9 protein-coding genes, 1 tRNA gene and 3 rRNA genes are annotated in these 16,911 nt (G+C 46.9%); 12 read left to right on the top strand and 1 reads right to left on the bottom strand.

Annotation, left to right across the window (positions count from 1 at the left end):
• Positions 1-6: 6 nt before the first annotated feature.
• Positions 7-1,263, bottom strand: a complete 1,257-nt coding sequence (locus tag MHH52_RS26360) for an MFS transporter (protein ID WP_340005248.1) — start codon at positions 1,261-1,263, stop codon at positions 7-9.
• A gap of 404 nt (positions 1,264-1,667) precedes the next feature.
• On the opposite strand from MHH52_RS26360, the gene MHH52_RS26355 reads away from it, so the two are divergent.
• The 12 genes from MHH52_RS26355 to pssA all read left to right on the top strand — a co-directional run bounded on the left by MHH52_RS26355 (position 1,668) and on the right by pssA (position 16,894).
• Positions 1,668-3,223: ribosomal RNA gene (locus MHH52_RS26355) — 16S ribosomal RNA — on the top strand.
• A 101-nt stretch (positions 3,224-3,324) separates the two neighbouring features.
• Positions 3,325-3,400: transfer RNA gene (locus MHH52_RS26350), tRNA-Ala, on the top strand.
• Between the two features lie 180 nt (positions 3,401-3,580).
• Positions 3,581-6,505: ribosomal RNA gene (locus tag MHH52_RS26345) — 23S ribosomal RNA — on the top strand.
• A 129-nt stretch (positions 6,506-6,634) separates the two neighbouring features.
• A 5S ribosomal RNA gene (gene rrf / locus MHH52_RS26340) occupies positions 6,635-6,751 on the top strand.
• The 16S, 23S and 5S rRNA genes sit together here with 1 tRNA gene alongside, the layout of an rRNA operon.
• Before the next feature lie 420 nt (positions 6,752-7,171).
• Entirely contained in the window at positions 7,172-8,344 is a 1,173-nt protein-coding gene (locus tag MHH52_RS26335) for a GNAT family N-acetyltransferase (RefSeq protein ID WP_340005246.1), read from the top strand.
• Positions 8,345-8,728: 384 nt separating this feature from the next.
• Entirely contained in the window at positions 8,729-9,190 is a 462-nt protein-coding gene (locus MHH52_RS26330; RefSeq protein ID WP_042131251.1) for a CtsR family transcriptional regulator, read from the top strand.
• A gap of 30 nt (positions 9,191-9,220) precedes the next feature.
• Positions 9,221-9,745 (top strand): UvrB/UvrC motif-containing protein, encoded by a 525-nt coding sequence (locus MHH52_RS26325; protein WP_340005244.1) that lies wholly within the window; start codon positions 9,221-9,223, stop codon positions 9,743-9,745.
• A gap of 28 nt (positions 9,746-9,773) precedes the next feature.
• Positions 9,774-10,838 carry a protein arginine kinase gene (locus MHH52_RS26320; protein WP_313642061.1) on the top strand — a complete coding sequence of 355 codons (1,065 nt, stop codon included), beginning with the start codon at positions 9,774-9,776 and terminating at the stop codon, positions 10,836-10,838.
• A 35-nt stretch (positions 10,839-10,873) separates the two neighbouring features.
• Positions 10,874-13,342 (top strand): ATP-dependent protease ATP-binding subunit ClpC, encoded by a 2,469-nt coding sequence (gene clpC / locus MHH52_RS26315; RefSeq protein ID WP_340005242.1) that lies wholly within the window; start codon positions 10,874-10,876, stop codon positions 13,340-13,342.
• 291 nt (positions 13,343-13,633) lie between these two features.
• The gene (gene radA, locus MHH52_RS26310; protein WP_060625849.1) at positions 13,634-15,001 is read left to right on the top strand and encodes a DNA repair protein RadA; all 1,368 of its coding nucleotides are present in this window, start codon (positions 13,634-13,636) and stop codon (positions 14,999-15,001) included.
• A gap of 14 nt (positions 15,002-15,015) precedes the next feature.
• Positions 15,016-16,092: a DNA integrity scanning diadenylate cyclase DisA gene (gene disA / locus MHH52_RS26305; RefSeq protein WP_340005240.1), complete on the top strand. Its 1,077-nt coding sequence runs from the start codon at positions 15,016-15,018 to the stop codon at positions 16,090-16,092.
• A 64-nt stretch (positions 16,093-16,156) separates the two neighbouring features.
• On the top strand, positions 16,157-16,894 hold the full coding sequence (pssA, locus tag MHH52_RS26300) for a CDP-diacylglycerol--serine O-phosphatidyltransferase (protein ID WP_340005238.1): 738 nt from the start codon (positions 16,157-16,159) through the stop codon (positions 16,892-16,894).
• The last annotated feature ends 17 nt before the right edge of the window (positions 16,895-16,911 follow it).

Genomic DNA, 16,911 nt, shown 5'->3' with positions numbered 1-16,911 from the left:
TTGATGTTATTGAGCCGCCCATTCTTCTAGTTTCTCATCTCGAGGAAGCAGGAGGGTCAGGAAACCAAGAAGAGGTAGGAAACCACAAGCAATAAATACTTTTGAAATGCCTATGCTGTCTATTAGATTGCCGAGTACCAAGGAGCCAATTCCGCCGAGCCCAAAAGCAAGACCAGTGATTAACCCTGAGACCGTTCCGATATTGCCTGGATAAAGCATTTGAGCATAGATCACTGTTACAGAGAAGCTAGATAGAAGGATGAAACCACCAAAAAGCAGTAGTATGGCTACCCACATTTGGCTCACAAAGGGTAGAGCCAGCGCGAAGGGCACTGTTCCGACCATAGAGAGAAGAATGAGATTACGCCGTCCGAAGCGGTCCGCCAGTGGGCCTCCGAAAAATGTACCGACAGCTCCAGCTGCCAGATACATAAAAATATAGATTTGGGCGTTATCGAGCGACATTTGATATTTGTCCATTAAATAGAAGGCATAATAACTGCCGATAGAAGCGCCGTACCAAGACCTCACAAAAACTAGGAACACAAGGATGATCGTTGCTTTTCGAATACTTTTGCGGCGGGCAGGATCGATTGCGCGAGCCGTTGATTTCTTATGAAACGTATATCCAGCATCCAGCATCTCCCGATACCACCGAGCGACATAGGTCTGAACGGCGATTCCTGCAGCAGCGACAATAGTGAAACCCAGTGCTCCAATCTGCCCAAAGGGGATGAATATCCATTTCGTAAGCATTGGACCTAAAGATTGCCCAGCATTACCGCCGACTTGAAAAATAGATTGCGACAGTCCCTTCCGTTGACCAGCGGCCATATGAGCAACACGCATGCCTTCTGGATGAAAGGTGGCAGAGCCGAAGCCGATAAGCATGACGGAGAACAATACAAGGATATAGTTGTTGGCATAAGCCAATAAAAGTACGCCTAAAAATGTGCTGCACATACCCAGCGGTAACAATATAGGACGAGGCTTGCGATCAGCCGCATACCCGATGACTGGCTGAATAACTGAGGACGTCATGTTTAGGGCAAAGGAGATCCACCCAATCTGAGCAAAGGAGAGCATTAAGTTATCTTTGAGAATAGGGAAGATTGCAGGGATGACTGCCTGAATAGAATCGTTAAATAAATGAACAAAGCTGACTGCCAGCAAAATCTTATAGATTGTTGCTTGCTGCAGATTACGCTGCTCCTTGTCCTTGGTGTTTATTGGGGTCGCAGCAGATGTAGGATTGTTTTTCATTCAGACTCCTCTCTGTACTAATAAGTAGAAGGTAATACATGGGATTTCGATAAATCTATTTAGCCATAAATCAAGTATTATTGGAATCAATTTGTGTTGGTTTGAAAGTATTTATACGTTGATTATTTTTATTTGAAAAAAAGCTTGCAAACACAATGACAGCATGGTATATTATCTCTTGTGCTTATGACGCATCGAACAAACGAAACACAAACGATGAAAAAAATAAGTTGACAAGAAATACGACAACATGATATACTATAATTCCTGTGCAAGAGACATTGAATGTCGAAATGCCAGGGGCAAGTTCTTTGAAAACTGAACAAATGGAACGCGTTAATTTTTAAAAAGATTCATTTAATGAATCGTCAGTTTCAAAATGAGCATATCGCTCTTTTCAATACTAATTGGAGAGTTTGATCCTGGCTCAGGACGAACGCTGGCGGCGTGCCTAATACATGCAAGTCGAGCGGAGTTACTTTGAAAGCTTGCTTTCAAAGTAACTTAGCGGCGGACGGGTGAGTAACACGTAGGCAACCTGCCCCTTAGACTGGGATAACTACCGGAAACGGTAGCTAATACCGGATAATTTCTTTTTTCTCCTGAAGAAAGAATGAAAGACGGAGCAATCTGTCACTGAGGGATGGGCCTGCGGCGCATTAGCTAGTTGGTGGGGTAACGGCCCACCAAGGCGACGATGCGTAGCCGACCTGAGAGGGTGAACGGCCACACTGGGACTGAGACACGGCCCAGACTCCTACGGGAGGCAGCAGTAGGGAATCTTCCGCAATGGGCGAAAGCCTGACGGAGCAACGCCGCGTGAGTGATGAAGGTTTTCGTCGTAAAGCTCTGTTGCCAGGGAAGAACGTCCGGTAGAGTAACTGCTATCGGAGTGACGGTACCTGAGAAGAAAGCCCCGGCTAACTACGTGCCAGCAGCCGCGGTAATACGTAGGGGGCAAGCGTTGTCCGGAATTATTGGGCGTAAAGCGCGCGCAGGCGGCTATTTAAGTCTGGTGTTTAAACCTTGGGCTCAACCTAAGGTCGCACTGGAAACTGGGTGGCTTGAGTACAGAAGAGGAAAGTGGAATTCCACGTGTAGCGGTGAAATGCGTAGATATGTGGAGGAACACCAGTGGCGAAGGCGACTTTCTGGGCTGTAACTGACGCTGAGGCGCGAAAGCGTGGGGAGCAAACAGGATTAGATACCCTGGTAGTCCACGCCGTAAACGATGAGTGCTAGGTGTTAGGGGTTTCGATACCCTTGGTGCCGAAGTTAACACAGTAAGCACTCCGCCTGGGGAGTACGGTCGCAAGACTGAAACTCAAAGGAATTGACGGGGACCCGCACAAGCAGTGGAGTATGTGGTTTAATTCGAAGCAACGCGAAGAACCTTACCAGGTCTTGACATCCCTCTGAATCCACTAGAGATAGTGGCGGCCTTCGGGACAGAGGAGACAGGTGGTGCATGGTTGTCGTCAGCTCGTGTCGTGAGATGTTGGGTTAAGTCCCGCAACGAGCGCAACCCTTAACTTTAGTTGCCAGCAAGTAATGTTGGGCACTCTAGAGTGACTGCCGGTGACAAACCGGAGGAAGGTGGGGATGACGTCAAATCATCATGCCCCTTATGACCTGGGCTACACACGTACTACAATGGCCGGTACAACGGGAAGCGAAACCGCGAGGTGAAGCCAATCCCATCAAAGCCGGTCTCAGTTCGGATTGCAGGCTGCAACTCGCCTGCATGAAGTCGGAATTGCTAGTAATCGCGGATCAGCATGCCGCGGTGAATACGTTCCCGGGTCTTGTACACACCGCCCGTCACACCACGAGAGTTTACAACACCCGAAGTCGGTGGGGTAACCCGCAAGGGAGCCAGCCGCCGAAGGTGGGGTAGATGATTGGGGTGAAGTCGTAACAAGGTAGCCGTATCGGAAGGTGCGGCTGGATCACCTCCTTTCTATGGAGAATCGTCTTCTGCAATGAAGACATTCAAATCGGAAGTTTAACTTCCACAATCATTTAACGCGTATCCATTTGTTCGGTTTTGATGGAATTTGCGGGGCCATAGCTCAGCTGGGAGAGCGCCTGCCTTGCAAGCAGGAGGTCAGCGGTTCGATCCCGCTTGGCTCCACCAACAAACTTCATCTATTTGTTATGTCTAGAATAGTTTTATCTTGATCCTTGAAAACTGGATACCGAAACGAATTTGCGTTTTAGAACATCTTTTAGCAACTTGTGCAAACAAGTAAATGTTATTAGTGAGATGATTCCAAAAGAAATGTCATTGTATGATATTTTCCTGCGGAAAAATCAAGGTTAAGCTAATAAGAGCACACGGAGGATGCCTAGGCGCCAGGAGCCGACGAAGGACGTGGCGAACAACGAAACTGCCTCGGGGAGCTGTAAGCAAGCTTTGATCCGGGGGTGTCCGAATGGGGAAACCCAGCTGTGGTAATTCGCAGTTACTCATCTCTGAACACATAGGAGATGTAGAGGCAGACCAGGGGAACTGAAACATCTAAGTACCCTGAGGAAGAGAAAACAATAGTGATTCCGTTAGTAGCGGCGAGCGAACGCGGAACAGCCTAAACCTAAGAGCTTGCTCTTAGGGGTTGTGGGACGTCTCACATGGAGTTACAAAGGAATATGGTAGGTGAAGAGGTCTGGAAAGGCCCGCGATAGAGGTAAAAGCCCTGTAGCCTAAACTGTGTTCTCTCCGAGACGGATCCCGAGTAGTGCGGGGCACGTGAAACCCCGTATGAATCCAGCAGGACCATCTGCTAAGGCTAAATACTACCTGGCGACCGATAGTGAAACAGTACCGTGAGGAAAGGTGAAAAGCACCCCGGAAGGGGAGTGAAATAGAACCTGAAACCGTGTGCTTACAAAAAGTCAGAGCCCTATCTATGGGTGATGGCGTGCCTTTTGTAGAATGAACCGGCGAGTTACGTTTAACATGCAAGGTTAAGTCGAGAAGACGGAGCCGCAGCGAAAGCGAGTCTGAATAGGGCGATTTAGTATGTGGACGTAGACCCGAAACCGTGTGATCTACCCCTGTCCAGGGTGAAGGTGCGGTAACACGCACTGGAGGCCCGAACCCACGCATGTTGAAAAATGCGGGGATGAGGTGGGGGTAGCGGAGAAATTCCAATCGAACTCGGAGATAGCTGGTTCTCCCCGAAATAGCTTTAGGGCTAGCCTCGGTATAAGAGTAGTGGAGGTAGAGCACTGATTGGTTGCGGGGCCCGCAAGGGTTACCAAGATCAGTCAAACTCCGAATGCCATATACTTATTGCCGGGAGTCAGACAGTGAGTGCTAAGATCCATTGTCAAGGGAAACAGCCCAGACCATCAGCTAAGGTCCCCAAGTGTGTGTTAAGTGGGAAAGGATGTGGAGTTGCACAGACAACCAGGATGTTGGCTTAGAAGCAGCCACCATTGAAAGAGTGCGTAATAGCTCACTGGTCGAGTGACTCTGCGCCGAAAATGTAACGGGGCTAAACACACCACCGAAGCTATGGCTAGATACGTATGTATCTGGGGTAGGGGAGCGTTGTATGTGGGTTGAAGGTGTACCGTAAGGAGCGCTGGACAGCATACAAGTGAGAATGCCGGTATGAGTAACGAAAAGATCAGTGAGAATCTGATCCGCCGAAAGCCCAAGGTTTCCTGAGGAAGGCTCGTCCGCTCAGGGTAAGTCGGGACCTAAGGCGAGGCCGAAAGGCGTAGTCGAAGGACAACAGTTTGAAATTACTGTACCACCGTAATCCGCTATGAGCGATGGGGTGACGCAGGAGGGTAGTGACGCGGACTGATGGATATGTCCGTCTAAGCAGTGAGGCTGATGTGTAGGCAAATCCGCACATCGTTAAGGCTGGGCTGTGATGGGGAGCGAAAATTATAGTAGCGAAGGTCATGATCTCACACTGCCAAGAAAAGCCTCTAGCCAGGAGAAGGTGCCCGTACCGCAAACCGACACAGGTAGGCGAGAAGAGAATTCTAAGGCGCGCGGAAGAACTCTCGTTAAGGAACTCGGCAAAATGACCCCGTAACTTCGGGAGAAGGGGTGCCCCGGTAGTGTGAATAGCACGAGGGGGCCGCAGTGAAAAGGCCCAAGCGACTGTTTAGCAAAAACACAGGTCTGTGCGAAGCCGCAAGGCGAAGTATACGGGCTGACGCCTGCCCGGTGCTGGAAGGTTAAGGGGAGTGGTTAGGGGTAACCCGAAGCTATGAACCGAAGCCCCAGTAAACGGCGGCCGTAACTATAACGGTCCTAAGGTAGCGAAATTCCTTGTCAGGTAAATTCTGACCCGCACGAATGGCGTAACGACTTGGGCGCTGTCTCAACGAGAGATCCGGTGAAATTTTAATACCTGTGAAGATGCAGGTTACCCGCGACAAGACGGAAAGACCCCATGGAGCTTTACTGCAGCTTGATATTGAATTTGGGTACGATCTGTACAGGATAGGTGGGAGCCGTAGAAATCGGAGCGCAAGCTTCGGTGGAGGCGCCGTTGGGATACCACCCTGATCGTATCTAGGTTCTAACCTAGTACCCTTACCGGGTACGGGGACCGTGTCAGGCGGGCAGTTTGACTGGGGCGGTCGCCTCCTAAAGAGTAACGGAGGCGTTCCAAGGTTCCCTCAGAATGGTTGGAAATCATTCGAAGAGTGCAAAGGCATAAGGGAGCTTGACTGCGAGACCTACAAGTCGAGCAGGGACGAAAGTCGGACTTAGTGATCCGGTGGTACCGCATGGAAGGGCCATCGCTCAACGGATAAAAGCTACCCTGGGGATAACAGGCTTATCTCCCCCAAGAGTCCACATCGACGGGGAGGTTTGGCACCTCGATGTCGGCTCATCGCATCCTGGGGCTGAAGTAGGTCCCAAGGGTTGGGCTGTTCGCCCATTAAAGCGGTACGCGAGCTGGGTTCAGAACGTCGTGAGACAGTTCGGTCCCTATCTGTCGTGGGCGCAGGAAATTTGAGAGGAGCTGTCCTTAGTACGAGAGGACCGGGATGGACGTACCGCTGGTGCACCAGTTGTTTCGCCAGAAGCATGGCTGGGTAGCTACGTACGGACGGGATAAGCGCTGAAAGCATCTAAGCGTGAAGCCCCCTCAAGATGAGATTTCCCAATTAGTAAGACCCCTTGAAGACGACGAGGTAGATAGGTTGGAGGTGGAAGTGCAGTAATGCATGGAGCTGACCAATACTAATCGGTCGAGGGCTTATCCTATATTTAAAACGCAAATTCAATTCGGATTCAGTTTTCAGGCATCAAGCCTGTAACACGCTAAGAAATTCATTCACACTTCTGGTGATGAACGAAATTTCACGCGGGCAGCGTCTGTTTCACAGACGCATGTTTGGTGGCGATAGCGGAGGGGTTCCACGCGTACCCATCCCGAACACGACCGTTAAGCCCTCCAGCGCCGATGGTACTTGGACCGAAGGGTCCTGGGAGAGTAGGACGCCGCCAAGCAAATTTAGACCACTGTTGAGTAATCGACAGTGGCTTTTTTGCGTTTATTATAATCTGTGGAAAACTTGTGGATAATGTTATTATTTTTCAGAAAAGTTACGCACATGTGGATAGACGAACGAAAGAGAAATAATCCCTAAATAGTGTGGATTAAATACATATTTATGTGGATCTGTCAACAGAAAACCTAAGTAATACACGGGTTGCTGTGGATATAGCCGGGATTATGTGGATAGCGCTATTGATAAGTGGATAACTATTTTAACTTGGATGGGACAAGATTTCAAGACTATTTTTAAAACCGCATAGAGCTGTGGATAACTAAAAATAAAGTTATAAATAATGCAATAGATTAGCGCACAATAGGCGCTCTTGTTATACTTATCCTAAATGTAATTTAATAAAGGATGAGGTGAGTTTGTGGTAATAAGACAACTACGTCCAGAAGAGTTCGATGCCAGCATGAACTTGTCAGAATATGCTTTTCAATACAAGTTACCTAGTGAAAAACGGGAAAGTGCTAAGAAAAGTTTCAAGCCAGAACGGGTATGGGGTGCTTTTGAGGACGGGACATTGGAAGCTAAATTGACGATTATTCCTTTCCAAGTGTACATACAGGGCAGAGTGGTACCTATGGGTGGTATTGCCGGAGTAGCGACATGGCCAGAGAACCGTAGACAAGGACATGTGGCAAATCTACTTTCTCATGCGCTGCATACGATGAATGAGGCGGGTCAAACGCTCTCTTTTCTACACCCGTTCTTGATTCCGTTTTATCGTAAATTTGGCTGGGAGATCTACTGTGAATATAAGAAATACTCTATTCCTGTAGCGAAATTTCCCAAGAAAGTTGAAGTTGAGGGTAAAGTTAAACGGGACATAAAAGATATTGAAGTATTGGATAGTTTATATAATCGATTCGCTGTCAGATATAACGGGACACTAAAGCGAGATTTGGACTGGTGGGAGAACTCTGTTTTGAATGATGAAGGAAAAAGTGCAGTGTTTTACTCCATGAGTGGTGAACCAGAGGGATACGTGCTGTATAAGGTAGAGAACAGAGAACTGGTCATTGATGAATTTGTTTTTTTGAACGAACAAGCTCGGCAGGGGCTGTGGACATTTCTTGCGAACCACGATTCAATGGTGACTGGTGCATCGTTAAAGCTGGTGCCTTCGGACGACATGTTACCCTTCTTTTTGCCAGATCCGCGTATAGGGCAGGAGAATTATCCTTATTTTATGGGGCGCATTGTTAACGCCAAGGCATTCATTGAAAGTTACACCTTTAGAGGACACGGTAGCCAGAAGAAACAGGTTATATATATCGAAGACAAATATGCACCTTGGAATGATGGATTGTGGGAATGGAATATCTCTAATGAGGGATCCGCTACTTTGATACGATTTGAAGGGGAACGGACAGAAGCAGACTTAAGCTGTGACATAGGCACATTGACGGCCTTGATGCTTGGATACAAACGTCCAATTGAAATGGTTCGTTATGGAAGTGTCACAGGCCAGCCAGCGGCACTGGAGTGGTTCGAAGAAATTCTACCTCGAGCAGAGACCGCATTATTTGATTATTTTTAAAAATATAAGAAAGTATAAGTTTCACGCTATACTTTATCTTTATATTTCTCGCTTAAACGCTTATCGTCCTAATAAGGACGCCGAAGGCGTTTATACTTGACAAAAATTAGGCTCTCCCTTCGAAAGATGTTGGGAGAGTTCTTTATTTCCGAATACATTAGCCGAAAAAAGTGAAAAATAAGAGAATCCACTTGGAATTAGTACAGAATATGTTATAATATTAAAAAGTCAAAGAAAGTCAAAGTCAACGCAACATAATGACATTGATCCGATCCTCTGAACGTGTGGATTATCCGCAATGTTTAAGTTCAATTAAAGATTATTGTTTTTATGAATGCAAGCCGCAAGCGATATAATAAAGCTATAAGCACTGGAGGATGAGTGATGCGCAATATCTCTGATATTATTGAACAATATCTGAAGAATATTTTGCATGAAAGTCCCGAAGGTACGGTGGAAATCCAGCGAAATGACCTGGCGGACCAGTTCTCATGCGTACCGTCACAGATCAATTATGTCATCAGTACACGCTTTACTCTGGAAAAAGGTTATGTGGTGGAAAGTAAGCGTGGTGGCGGGGGATATATTCGTATTCAACGTTTTGAATTGCCACCAAACGTGGCACTGCATGCCCATTTAAACCATACAATAGGTGGCGGGATTGATCAGAACGCTGCTGAAGGTTTGATTTATCAGCTGGAGGAAGCTGGTTTTCTTAGTAAGCGTGAAGCGTGTCTTATGCGCGCTGCTGTTTCTCGGGAATGCCTAACGGTTAAGATTCCATACCGGGATGAGATTCGTGCCAAGATTATGAAGGCGATGTTAATCTCTTTGTTAGGCAAATAATTGTCAACCATAAGGGAGGGGCTTTCGCTTATGCAATGCCAGGAATGTGGCGTCAAGCCGGCAACACTCCACTTCACTAAGATCGTGAATGGAGAGAAGACGGAGTTTCATATCTGCGAGAGCTGTGCACGGGAGAAGGGTGAACTGATTCCCGGAACTGCTGGGGGATTCTCCATCCACAGTCTTCTGTCAGGACTGCTTGATCTTGAAGGCGCTGGCAAGGAGAAGTCCGCTGCAACGAAGACTACGCAGAGTCTGCAATGTGAGAATTGTGGGATGACGTACTCCCAGTTTAGTAAATTAGGCCGTTTTGGTTGTAGCTCCTGTTATAAATATTTTAACAGCGCACTGGACCCGCTTTTTAAGCGAGTGCATGGCAATACCTCACATGTAGGTAAGATTCCTAAACGTGCAGGAGCCCAGATTGTGTTTAGACGCCAAATTGATGAACTCAAGCAGGAATTACAGCAAAGTATTGTACAGGAAGAATTCGAGACAGCAGCGGAGCTGCGGGATCAGATTCGCCGACTTGAAAAAGAAATAGTACAAGAGTAAAGTCTTTGATATATAGGGGGGATATGACATGTCAAGTCTCCGATTTACTGAACAAGCGCTTAGTGATTGGATGCGCTCTGGAGGTAGTCACTCCGAGATTGTAATTAGCAGCCGTATGCGTATTGCCCGTAATCTAGAGCATCTTCCGTTCCCTATGATAGCTTCCTTAGAGCAATCGGAAGAGGTATTAGAGCTGCTGGCCCCTGTGTTTCATGAGGAAGTAGCTGCGGATTTCGGATCTTTTCAGCTTCTAAAGCTTGATGAAGTGAATGAACTGGACAAAAAGGTACTGGTCGAGAAGCATCTAATCAGTCCTAATTTAGCTAATGATTCACGTGGCGCGGCTGTATTATTAAATGAAGATGAGTCGGTCAGCATCATGATTAACGAAGAGGACCATCTGCGAATCCAATGTCTGTTTCCTGGTCTTCAAGTTAGAGAAGCATGGGAACGTGCGACAGCGATCGATGATATATTCGAGGCAGCTGTCAATTACGCTTTTGATGATAAAAGAGGATACTTGACCAGTTGTCCCACCAATGTTGGCACTGGGCTTCGTGCATCGGTGATGCTGCATCTACCAGCGCTTGTAATGACTCATCAGATCAATCGCATTCTGTCCGCAGTGAATCAAGTGGGATTGACTGTAAGAGGAATTTACGGTGAGGGTAGCGAAGCAGTAGGGAACATCTTTCAAATTTCAAATCAGATCACCCTCGGTCAAACGGAAAGTGAAATTATAGAGAACCTTCACAGTGTAGTCACCCAGATTATTGAGCATGAGCGAAATGCCCGTGAACGGTTGCTTGTTGATTCCGCACTGAGAATTACGGACCGAGTGAAGCGTTCTTATGGGATCTTGTGTTATGCAGCTCTTATGGAGCTTAAGGAATCTGCACAACGGCTGTCTGATGTGAGACTTGGGGTTGACCTTGGCATTCTGGAAGGCCCTTCGATTTCAGTGCTTAATGAACTTAACGTTAAGACACAGCCAGGATTCCTGCAAAAGATGTTCGGTGATGAGTTGAACGCCACTGAACGAGATATGTATCGGGCGAAACTGCTCCGAGAGACACTGGGAACACAACATTAATATAGATATTTATTATTCATGGAGGTGCAGGAGATATGATGTTTGGAAGATTTACGGAACGCGCACAAAAAGTGCTAGCGCTGGCGCAGGAAGAAGCTGTTCGTTTAGGACACAACAATATTGGCACAGAACATATTTTGCTCGGACTTATTCGTGAAGGAGACGGCATTGCTGCTAAGGCGTTAATTGCTTTGGGTCTGGGTCTTGAGAAAATCCAGGACGAAGTGGAGACACTGATTGGCAGAGGCCAAGAACAGCCTACGAACATTGCTTATACTCCTCGCGCCAAAAAAGTTATTGAGCTGTCGATGGACGAAGCCCGCAAGTTGGGTCATACGTATGTCGGCACTGAGCATATTCTGCTTGGACTTATCCGTGAAGGGGAAGGTGTCGCGGCTCGTGTGCTTAATAACCTCGGCATCAGCTTGAACAAAGCTCGTCAACAGGTGCTACAGCTTCTGGGAAGCAGCGAGGCTGCCTCTAGTCATAGTGGGACTCCGGCTAACGTCAGCACACCGACCCTAGATGGTCTTGCGCGCGATTTGACCGCCTATGCTAAGGAGGGTAATCTAGATCCAGTTATCGGCCGTAGCAAGGAAATTGAACGTGTTATTCAGGTGCTGAGTCGCCGGACTAAGAATAACCCGGTACTGATCGGTGAACCTGGGGTTGGTAAAACAGCTATTGCTGAAGGACTTGCACAAAAGATTATCAATAATGAAATCCCAGAAACGCTGCGCGACAAACGCGTAATGACGCTCGATATGGGCTCTGTAGTGGCTGGTACGAAATATCGCGGTGAGTTTGAAGACCGCCTCAAGAAAATAATGGATGAGATTCGCCAAGCAGGTAATATCGTGCTCTTTATTGATGAGCTGCATACTCTGATTGGGGCAGGTGGCGCAGAAGGTGCAATTGACGCTTCTAACATTCTGAAGCCGGCTTTAGCTCGTGGAGAACTTCAGTGCATAGGCGCGACTACGCTTGACGAATATCGTAAATATATTGAAAAAGATGCTGCATTGGAGCGTCGTTTCCAACCGATTACGGTGGATCAGCCGTCTCCGGAGGAAGCGGTCCAAATTTTGTTCGGACTTCGCGATCGTTATGAAGCGCATCACCGCGTGAAGATTACCGATGAAGCTATTGTGGAAGCAGTGAAGCTGTCCGATCGTTACATTCCAGATCGTTTCTTGCCAGATAAAGCGATTGACCTTATCGATGAAGCGGGATCTAAAGTAAGGCTTCACTCTTACACCATACCACCAAATCTGAAGGAACTGGAAATGCGCTTGGATGATATCCGTAAGGAGAAAGATTCCGCAGTTCAGAGTCAAGAGTTTGAAAAAGCGGCTGCCTTGCGTGATACAGAGCAAAAGATCCGTGAAGAACTTGATACGACGAAGAACCAATGGAAAGAAAAACAAGGTCGCACCGATTCTGAGGTTACACCTGAAGATATCGCACAGGTCGTAGCTAGCTGGACAGGGATACCTGTAAGCAAGCTGAAGGAAGAGGAGACAGACCGTCTGCTTAACATGGAGGCTTTACTACATGAACGAGTGATCGGTCAGGACGAAGCCGTTAAGGCGGTTAGCCGTGCGCTGCGCCGTGCGCGTGCGGGTCTTAAAGATCCGAAACGCCCAATGGGTTCCTTCATTTTCTTGGGCCCAACGGGTGTAGGTAAAACTGAGCTGGCTCGTGCTCTGGCTGAAGCCATGTTCGGCGATGAGAATGCGGTCATCCGCATTGATATGTCGGAATACATGGAGAAGCACTCCACGTCCCGTTTAGTCGGAGCCCCTCCTGGGTATGTTGGCTATGAAGAAGGTGGCCAATTAACGGAGAAGGTACGCCGTAAACCATATTCTGTAGTGCTGCTTGATGAAATTGAAAAAGCGCACCCAGAAGTATTCAACATTTTGCTGCAAGTTCTTGAAGATGGTCGTTTGACTGACTCTAAAGGACGGGTAGTCGATTTCCGTAATACATTAATTATTCTGACTTCTAACGTAGGTGCACAGGCGATCAAGAAGAATTCGACACTTGGATTCACAGCTGTACAAGATGCCGGAGCAGAATACGGTAATATGAAGGGCAAGGTTATGGAAGAGCTTAAGAAGAGCTTCCGTCCTGAGTTCTTGAACCGGATTGACGAAATCATCGTCTTCCACTCCCTTGATGAGAAGCATATTGCTGAAATTGTTACGTTGATGTCTGATGAACTGCGCAAGCGGCTACGTGAATATGATGTTGATTTCGTACTCACAGATGCAGCGAAGGCTTTCTTAGCTAAGGAAGGTTACGACCCAGCCTTTGGTGCACGTCCATTGCGTCGTGCGATTCAGAAGCATATTGAGGACCGTCTCTCTGAGGAATTGTTGAGAGGAAATATCCAAAAGGGTGATTCACTCAACATTGATGAAGTTGGCGGAGAACTTGTAGTGAATAAAGTGGATGCTCCAGTAGCGCCATTGCTTGAAAAAGAAGTAGAAACCGAATAAAAAACGGAATAAATAAAGCTTTCGCTCCTCAGTTTATAGAGGGGCGAGAGCTTTTTTTAAATATAAGAAAGTATAAGTTTCACACAATACTTTATTTCTTATATTTCTCGCTTAAACGCTTACCGTCCTTATAAGGACACCGAAGGCGTTTATACTTGTTGTAAATTAATCTCTTTAAAATATACATTTAGTACAAATTCCGAATGACCTTTCGTTAAAGGGGCAGAAATGGTAAACTTTCATTAGAAGAAAATATCCGCAATTTAAAAGTTCGGACCGTAAGGAGAACAAATGGCTAAACCAAAAACTAAATTTTTTTGCACCGATTGTGGATACGAATCGCCAAAATGGTTCGGTAAATGTCCTGGGTGCCAAGCTTGGAACTCCATGGTGGAGGAAACAGAAAGCGTAGTCAAAACACAGGGAATGAATGCCCCTATTTTTCATAGTAAAGAAAAGGCACAATCAATCATAAGTATAGAAAGTGACAAGGAACCGCGCATACTGACAGGTATAGGTGAGCTTAACCGTGTTCTCGGTGGGGGGATCGTGCCAGGATCGCTGGTGCTAGTAGGGGGAGACCCAGGAATCGGTAAATCTACGCTCTTATTACAGACGTCGCATGCACTGACAACTCAGGGATTGCGAGTACTGTACATTTCGGGCGAAGAATCGGTAAGGCAAACTAAGCTACGCGCGGATCGCCTCGGTGCGTTGTCAGCTGAGCTATATGTACTATGTGAGACGAATATGGAAAGCATAGAAGAAGCGATTGAACAAATTCAGCCGCAATTTCTCGTGATCGATTCGATTCAGACTGTATTTATGCCAGAAGTAACCAGTGCGCCAGGCAGTGTGACCCAGGTTCGGGAATGTACGACAAGATTTATGCGTATCGCTAAGATTCGGGGAATTGCTACAGTTCTCGTTGGGCATGTCACCAAGGAAGGAGCTATTGCAGGCCCACGGATGCTTGAACATATGGTGGATTGTGTGCTGTATTTTGAGGGAGAGCGGCATCATACGTATAGACTTCTGCGGGCTGTAAAAAACCGCTTCGGTTCTACGAATGAAATCGGCATTTTCGAAATGGGTGAAGTGGGGCTAACAGAGGTAGAGAATCCTTCTGAACTCTTCTTGTCGGAACGTCCACTCGGCGTAGCCGGATCTACCGTCGTGGCCAGTATGGAAGGAACTAGACCAGTGCTCGTAGAGCTTCAGGCTCTTGTCGCTGCCACCCATTTCCCCTCCCCGCGGCGGATGTGTACAGGTATGGATCACCAGCGGATGGCGCTCATTATCGCTGTACTGGAGAAGCGGATGGGCATGTTCCTGCAGAACCAGGATGCTTACCTTAATGTTGCTGGAGGAGTAAAGCTGGATGAACCGGCGATTGATTTAGCAGTAGCTATTAGTATCGCTTCCAGCTTTCGTGATATTTCAACAAAACCTTACGATGTTTTCTTCGGTGAAGTAGGGCTTACAGGTGAGGTAAGAGGTGTTTCGCGCGCGGAAATGCGTGTAAAGGAGGCCGCAAAGCTAGGCTTCCGGCGGGTGATCATGCCAGAAAAGAGTTTGAAGGGCTGGAAGCACCCGCAAGATATCCAGATTATTGGCGTCAGTACCGTAGCAGATGCACTATCGGTCGCGTTAGATTAGGGGGCACAGGGATTATGAAAGAATATAGCCAATTAGAGAATATGAATGATCTGCTCAGACTGGCGGCACCGGGAACACCTTTTCGGGAAGGTCTGGAGAATGTGTTGCGCGCTAAGACGGGAGCACTTATCGTCGTTGGGTATAGTCCTGAGGTGATGGAAGTAGTGGATGGAGGATTCTCCATTAACTGCGATTTTTCGCCCAATTATTTATATGAGCTCGCCAAAATGGACGGTGCCATTATTCTTAGTGAGGATTTGAAACGCATTTTGTATGCTAATACACAGCTTATTCCGGATTCCTCCATCTCTTCAATCGAGACAGGCATTCGTCACCGGACCGCGGAGCGCGTAGCGAAGCAAACGGGGAAGCTGGTGGTTTCCATTTCACAACGCCGCAATATCATTACTTTGTATCAAGGCTCAATCCGCTATGCTTTAAAAGAGATCGGCGCTATTTTGGCTAAGGCTAATCAAGCGATTCAGACCCTCGAAAAGTATAAAGCGGTTCTTACACAAGGGCTGACTAATTTATCTGCTTCGGAGTATGAGGGGATCGTAACTGTCGCCGAAGTGGTTGGGGTTATTCAGCGGGTAGAGATGGTTCTGCGTATCAAAATGGAAATTAAACGGTATATCAATGAACTGGGTAACGAAGGACGCTTAATCAGCATGCAGATGGAAGAACTGGTTGGAAATACAGAGGAAGAAGCATGGCTCCTTTACAGAGACTATGCTAAGGAAGAGCAAGAAGACAAAATTCGTGAAATTATTGCCGGTCTCAAACGTATTAGTGATGATGATCTAATGGATGACAACCATATCGCTCGATTGCTGGGCTACTCTTCTACGGCAATTTCTTCCGAAGAAGTGGTTACACCACGTGGATATCGTCTGCTTAACAAAATTCCGCGGCTTCCAAATGTGATCATTCATAATCTGGTGGAGCGGTTTGAAATGCTGCCTAATTTGATGTCTGCAAGCATAGCTGAACTGGATGAAGTGGACGGAATTGGGGAGGTGCGGGCTCGTAATATTCAGGATGGGCTCAAGCGTTTACAGAAGCAAGTTCTTATTGACAGGCAAATGTAAATAACATACAATCACGTAATATTGGAGCTGTTGAAGGCCAATGTGAGAAAATTGAGGTGAAGAAATGATACAAAAATCAATTCCGAGTCTTTTTACCATAGGTAACCTGATGCTCGGAATGTTTGGTATCATGATGGCGTTTGACGGTAAAGTTAGCATGGCCGCTATCATGGTTATTATTGCTATGCTGTTAGACGGATTGGATGGCCGGGTTGCTCGTGCACTTAAATGTGAGAGTGAATTTGGTAAGGAACTGGACTCTTTGTCTGATGTCGTTTCTTTTGGAGTAGCACCGGCTGTTATTATGTACGTCTCAAGCCTGCATGATTTAAATTCTGCATTAGCCTGGACAGTAACTGCAATTTTCCCGGTGTTTGGTGCATTGCGCCTTGCTCGGTTTAATGTTCACCCAGGGGTTCCTGGTTATTTCATCGGTTTGCCAATCCCTGCTGCTGGTGGTGTACTTGCCACATTAGCTCTTTTTAATAAAGATGTTTCTGCTCCGTTTATGATCGTGGCTACATTGCTCTTATCGTATTTGATGGTCAGCACTGTTAAATATCCTAATTTTAAGAAGGTCGGATTGCCTAAAAAAGTGGTTGTCGGAGCACCAGTAGTTATTATTGTTGCCGTGGCAGTTGCCGTTGTGTTCCCAGAGGAAATCGCTAAGCTAATCTTCGTCTTACTCGGAATTTACGCATTATATGGTTTTAAACAAAACATCGATCGATTGACAGCCAGACGCCGTCACCGTCGTAGAAGACGTTCAGAAGATAAAGTGTATCACTCGAAGAACGGTTAAAGCAGTCTCTTGTAGTA

Origin of the sequence: Paenibacillus sp. FSL K6-0276, from assembly GCF_037977235.1 — a bacterium.
Taxonomy (GTDB): domain Bacteria; phylum Bacillota; class Bacilli; order Paenibacillales; family Paenibacillaceae; genus Paenibacillus_AQ.
The sequence above is the reverse complement of the archived record's forward strand: the minus strand, read 5'-3'. Positions and strand labels throughout refer to the sequence as shown.

Coding starts and splice junctions, on each gene's coding strand:
- MHH52_RS26360 (WP_340005248.1), bottom strand. CDS start 1,263: ATGAAAAACAATCCTACATCTGCTGCGACCCCAATAAACACCAAGGAC.
- MHH52_RS26330 (WP_042131251.1), top strand. CDS start 8,729: ATGCGCAATATCTCTGATATTATTGAACAATATCTGAAGAATATTTTG.
- MHH52_RS26325 (WP_340005244.1), top strand. CDS start 9,221: ATGCAATGCCAGGAATGTGGCGTCAAGCCGGCAACACTCCACTTCACT.
- MHH52_RS26320 (WP_313642061.1), top strand. CDS start 9,774: ATGTCAAGTCTCCGATTTACTGAACAAGCGCTTAGTGATTGGATGCGC.
- clpC (WP_340005242.1), top strand. CDS start 10,874: ATGATGTTTGGAAGATTTACGGAACGCGCACAAAAAGTGCTAGCGCTG.
- radA (WP_060625849.1), top strand. CDS start 13,634: ATGGCTAAACCAAAAACTAAATTTTTTTGCACCGATTGTGGATACGAA.
- disA (WP_340005240.1), top strand. CDS start 15,016: ATGAAAGAATATAGCCAATTAGAGAATATGAATGATCTGCTCAGACTG.
- pssA (WP_340005238.1), top strand. CDS start 16,157: ATGATACAAAAATCAATTCCGAGTCTTTTTACCATAGGTAACCTGATG.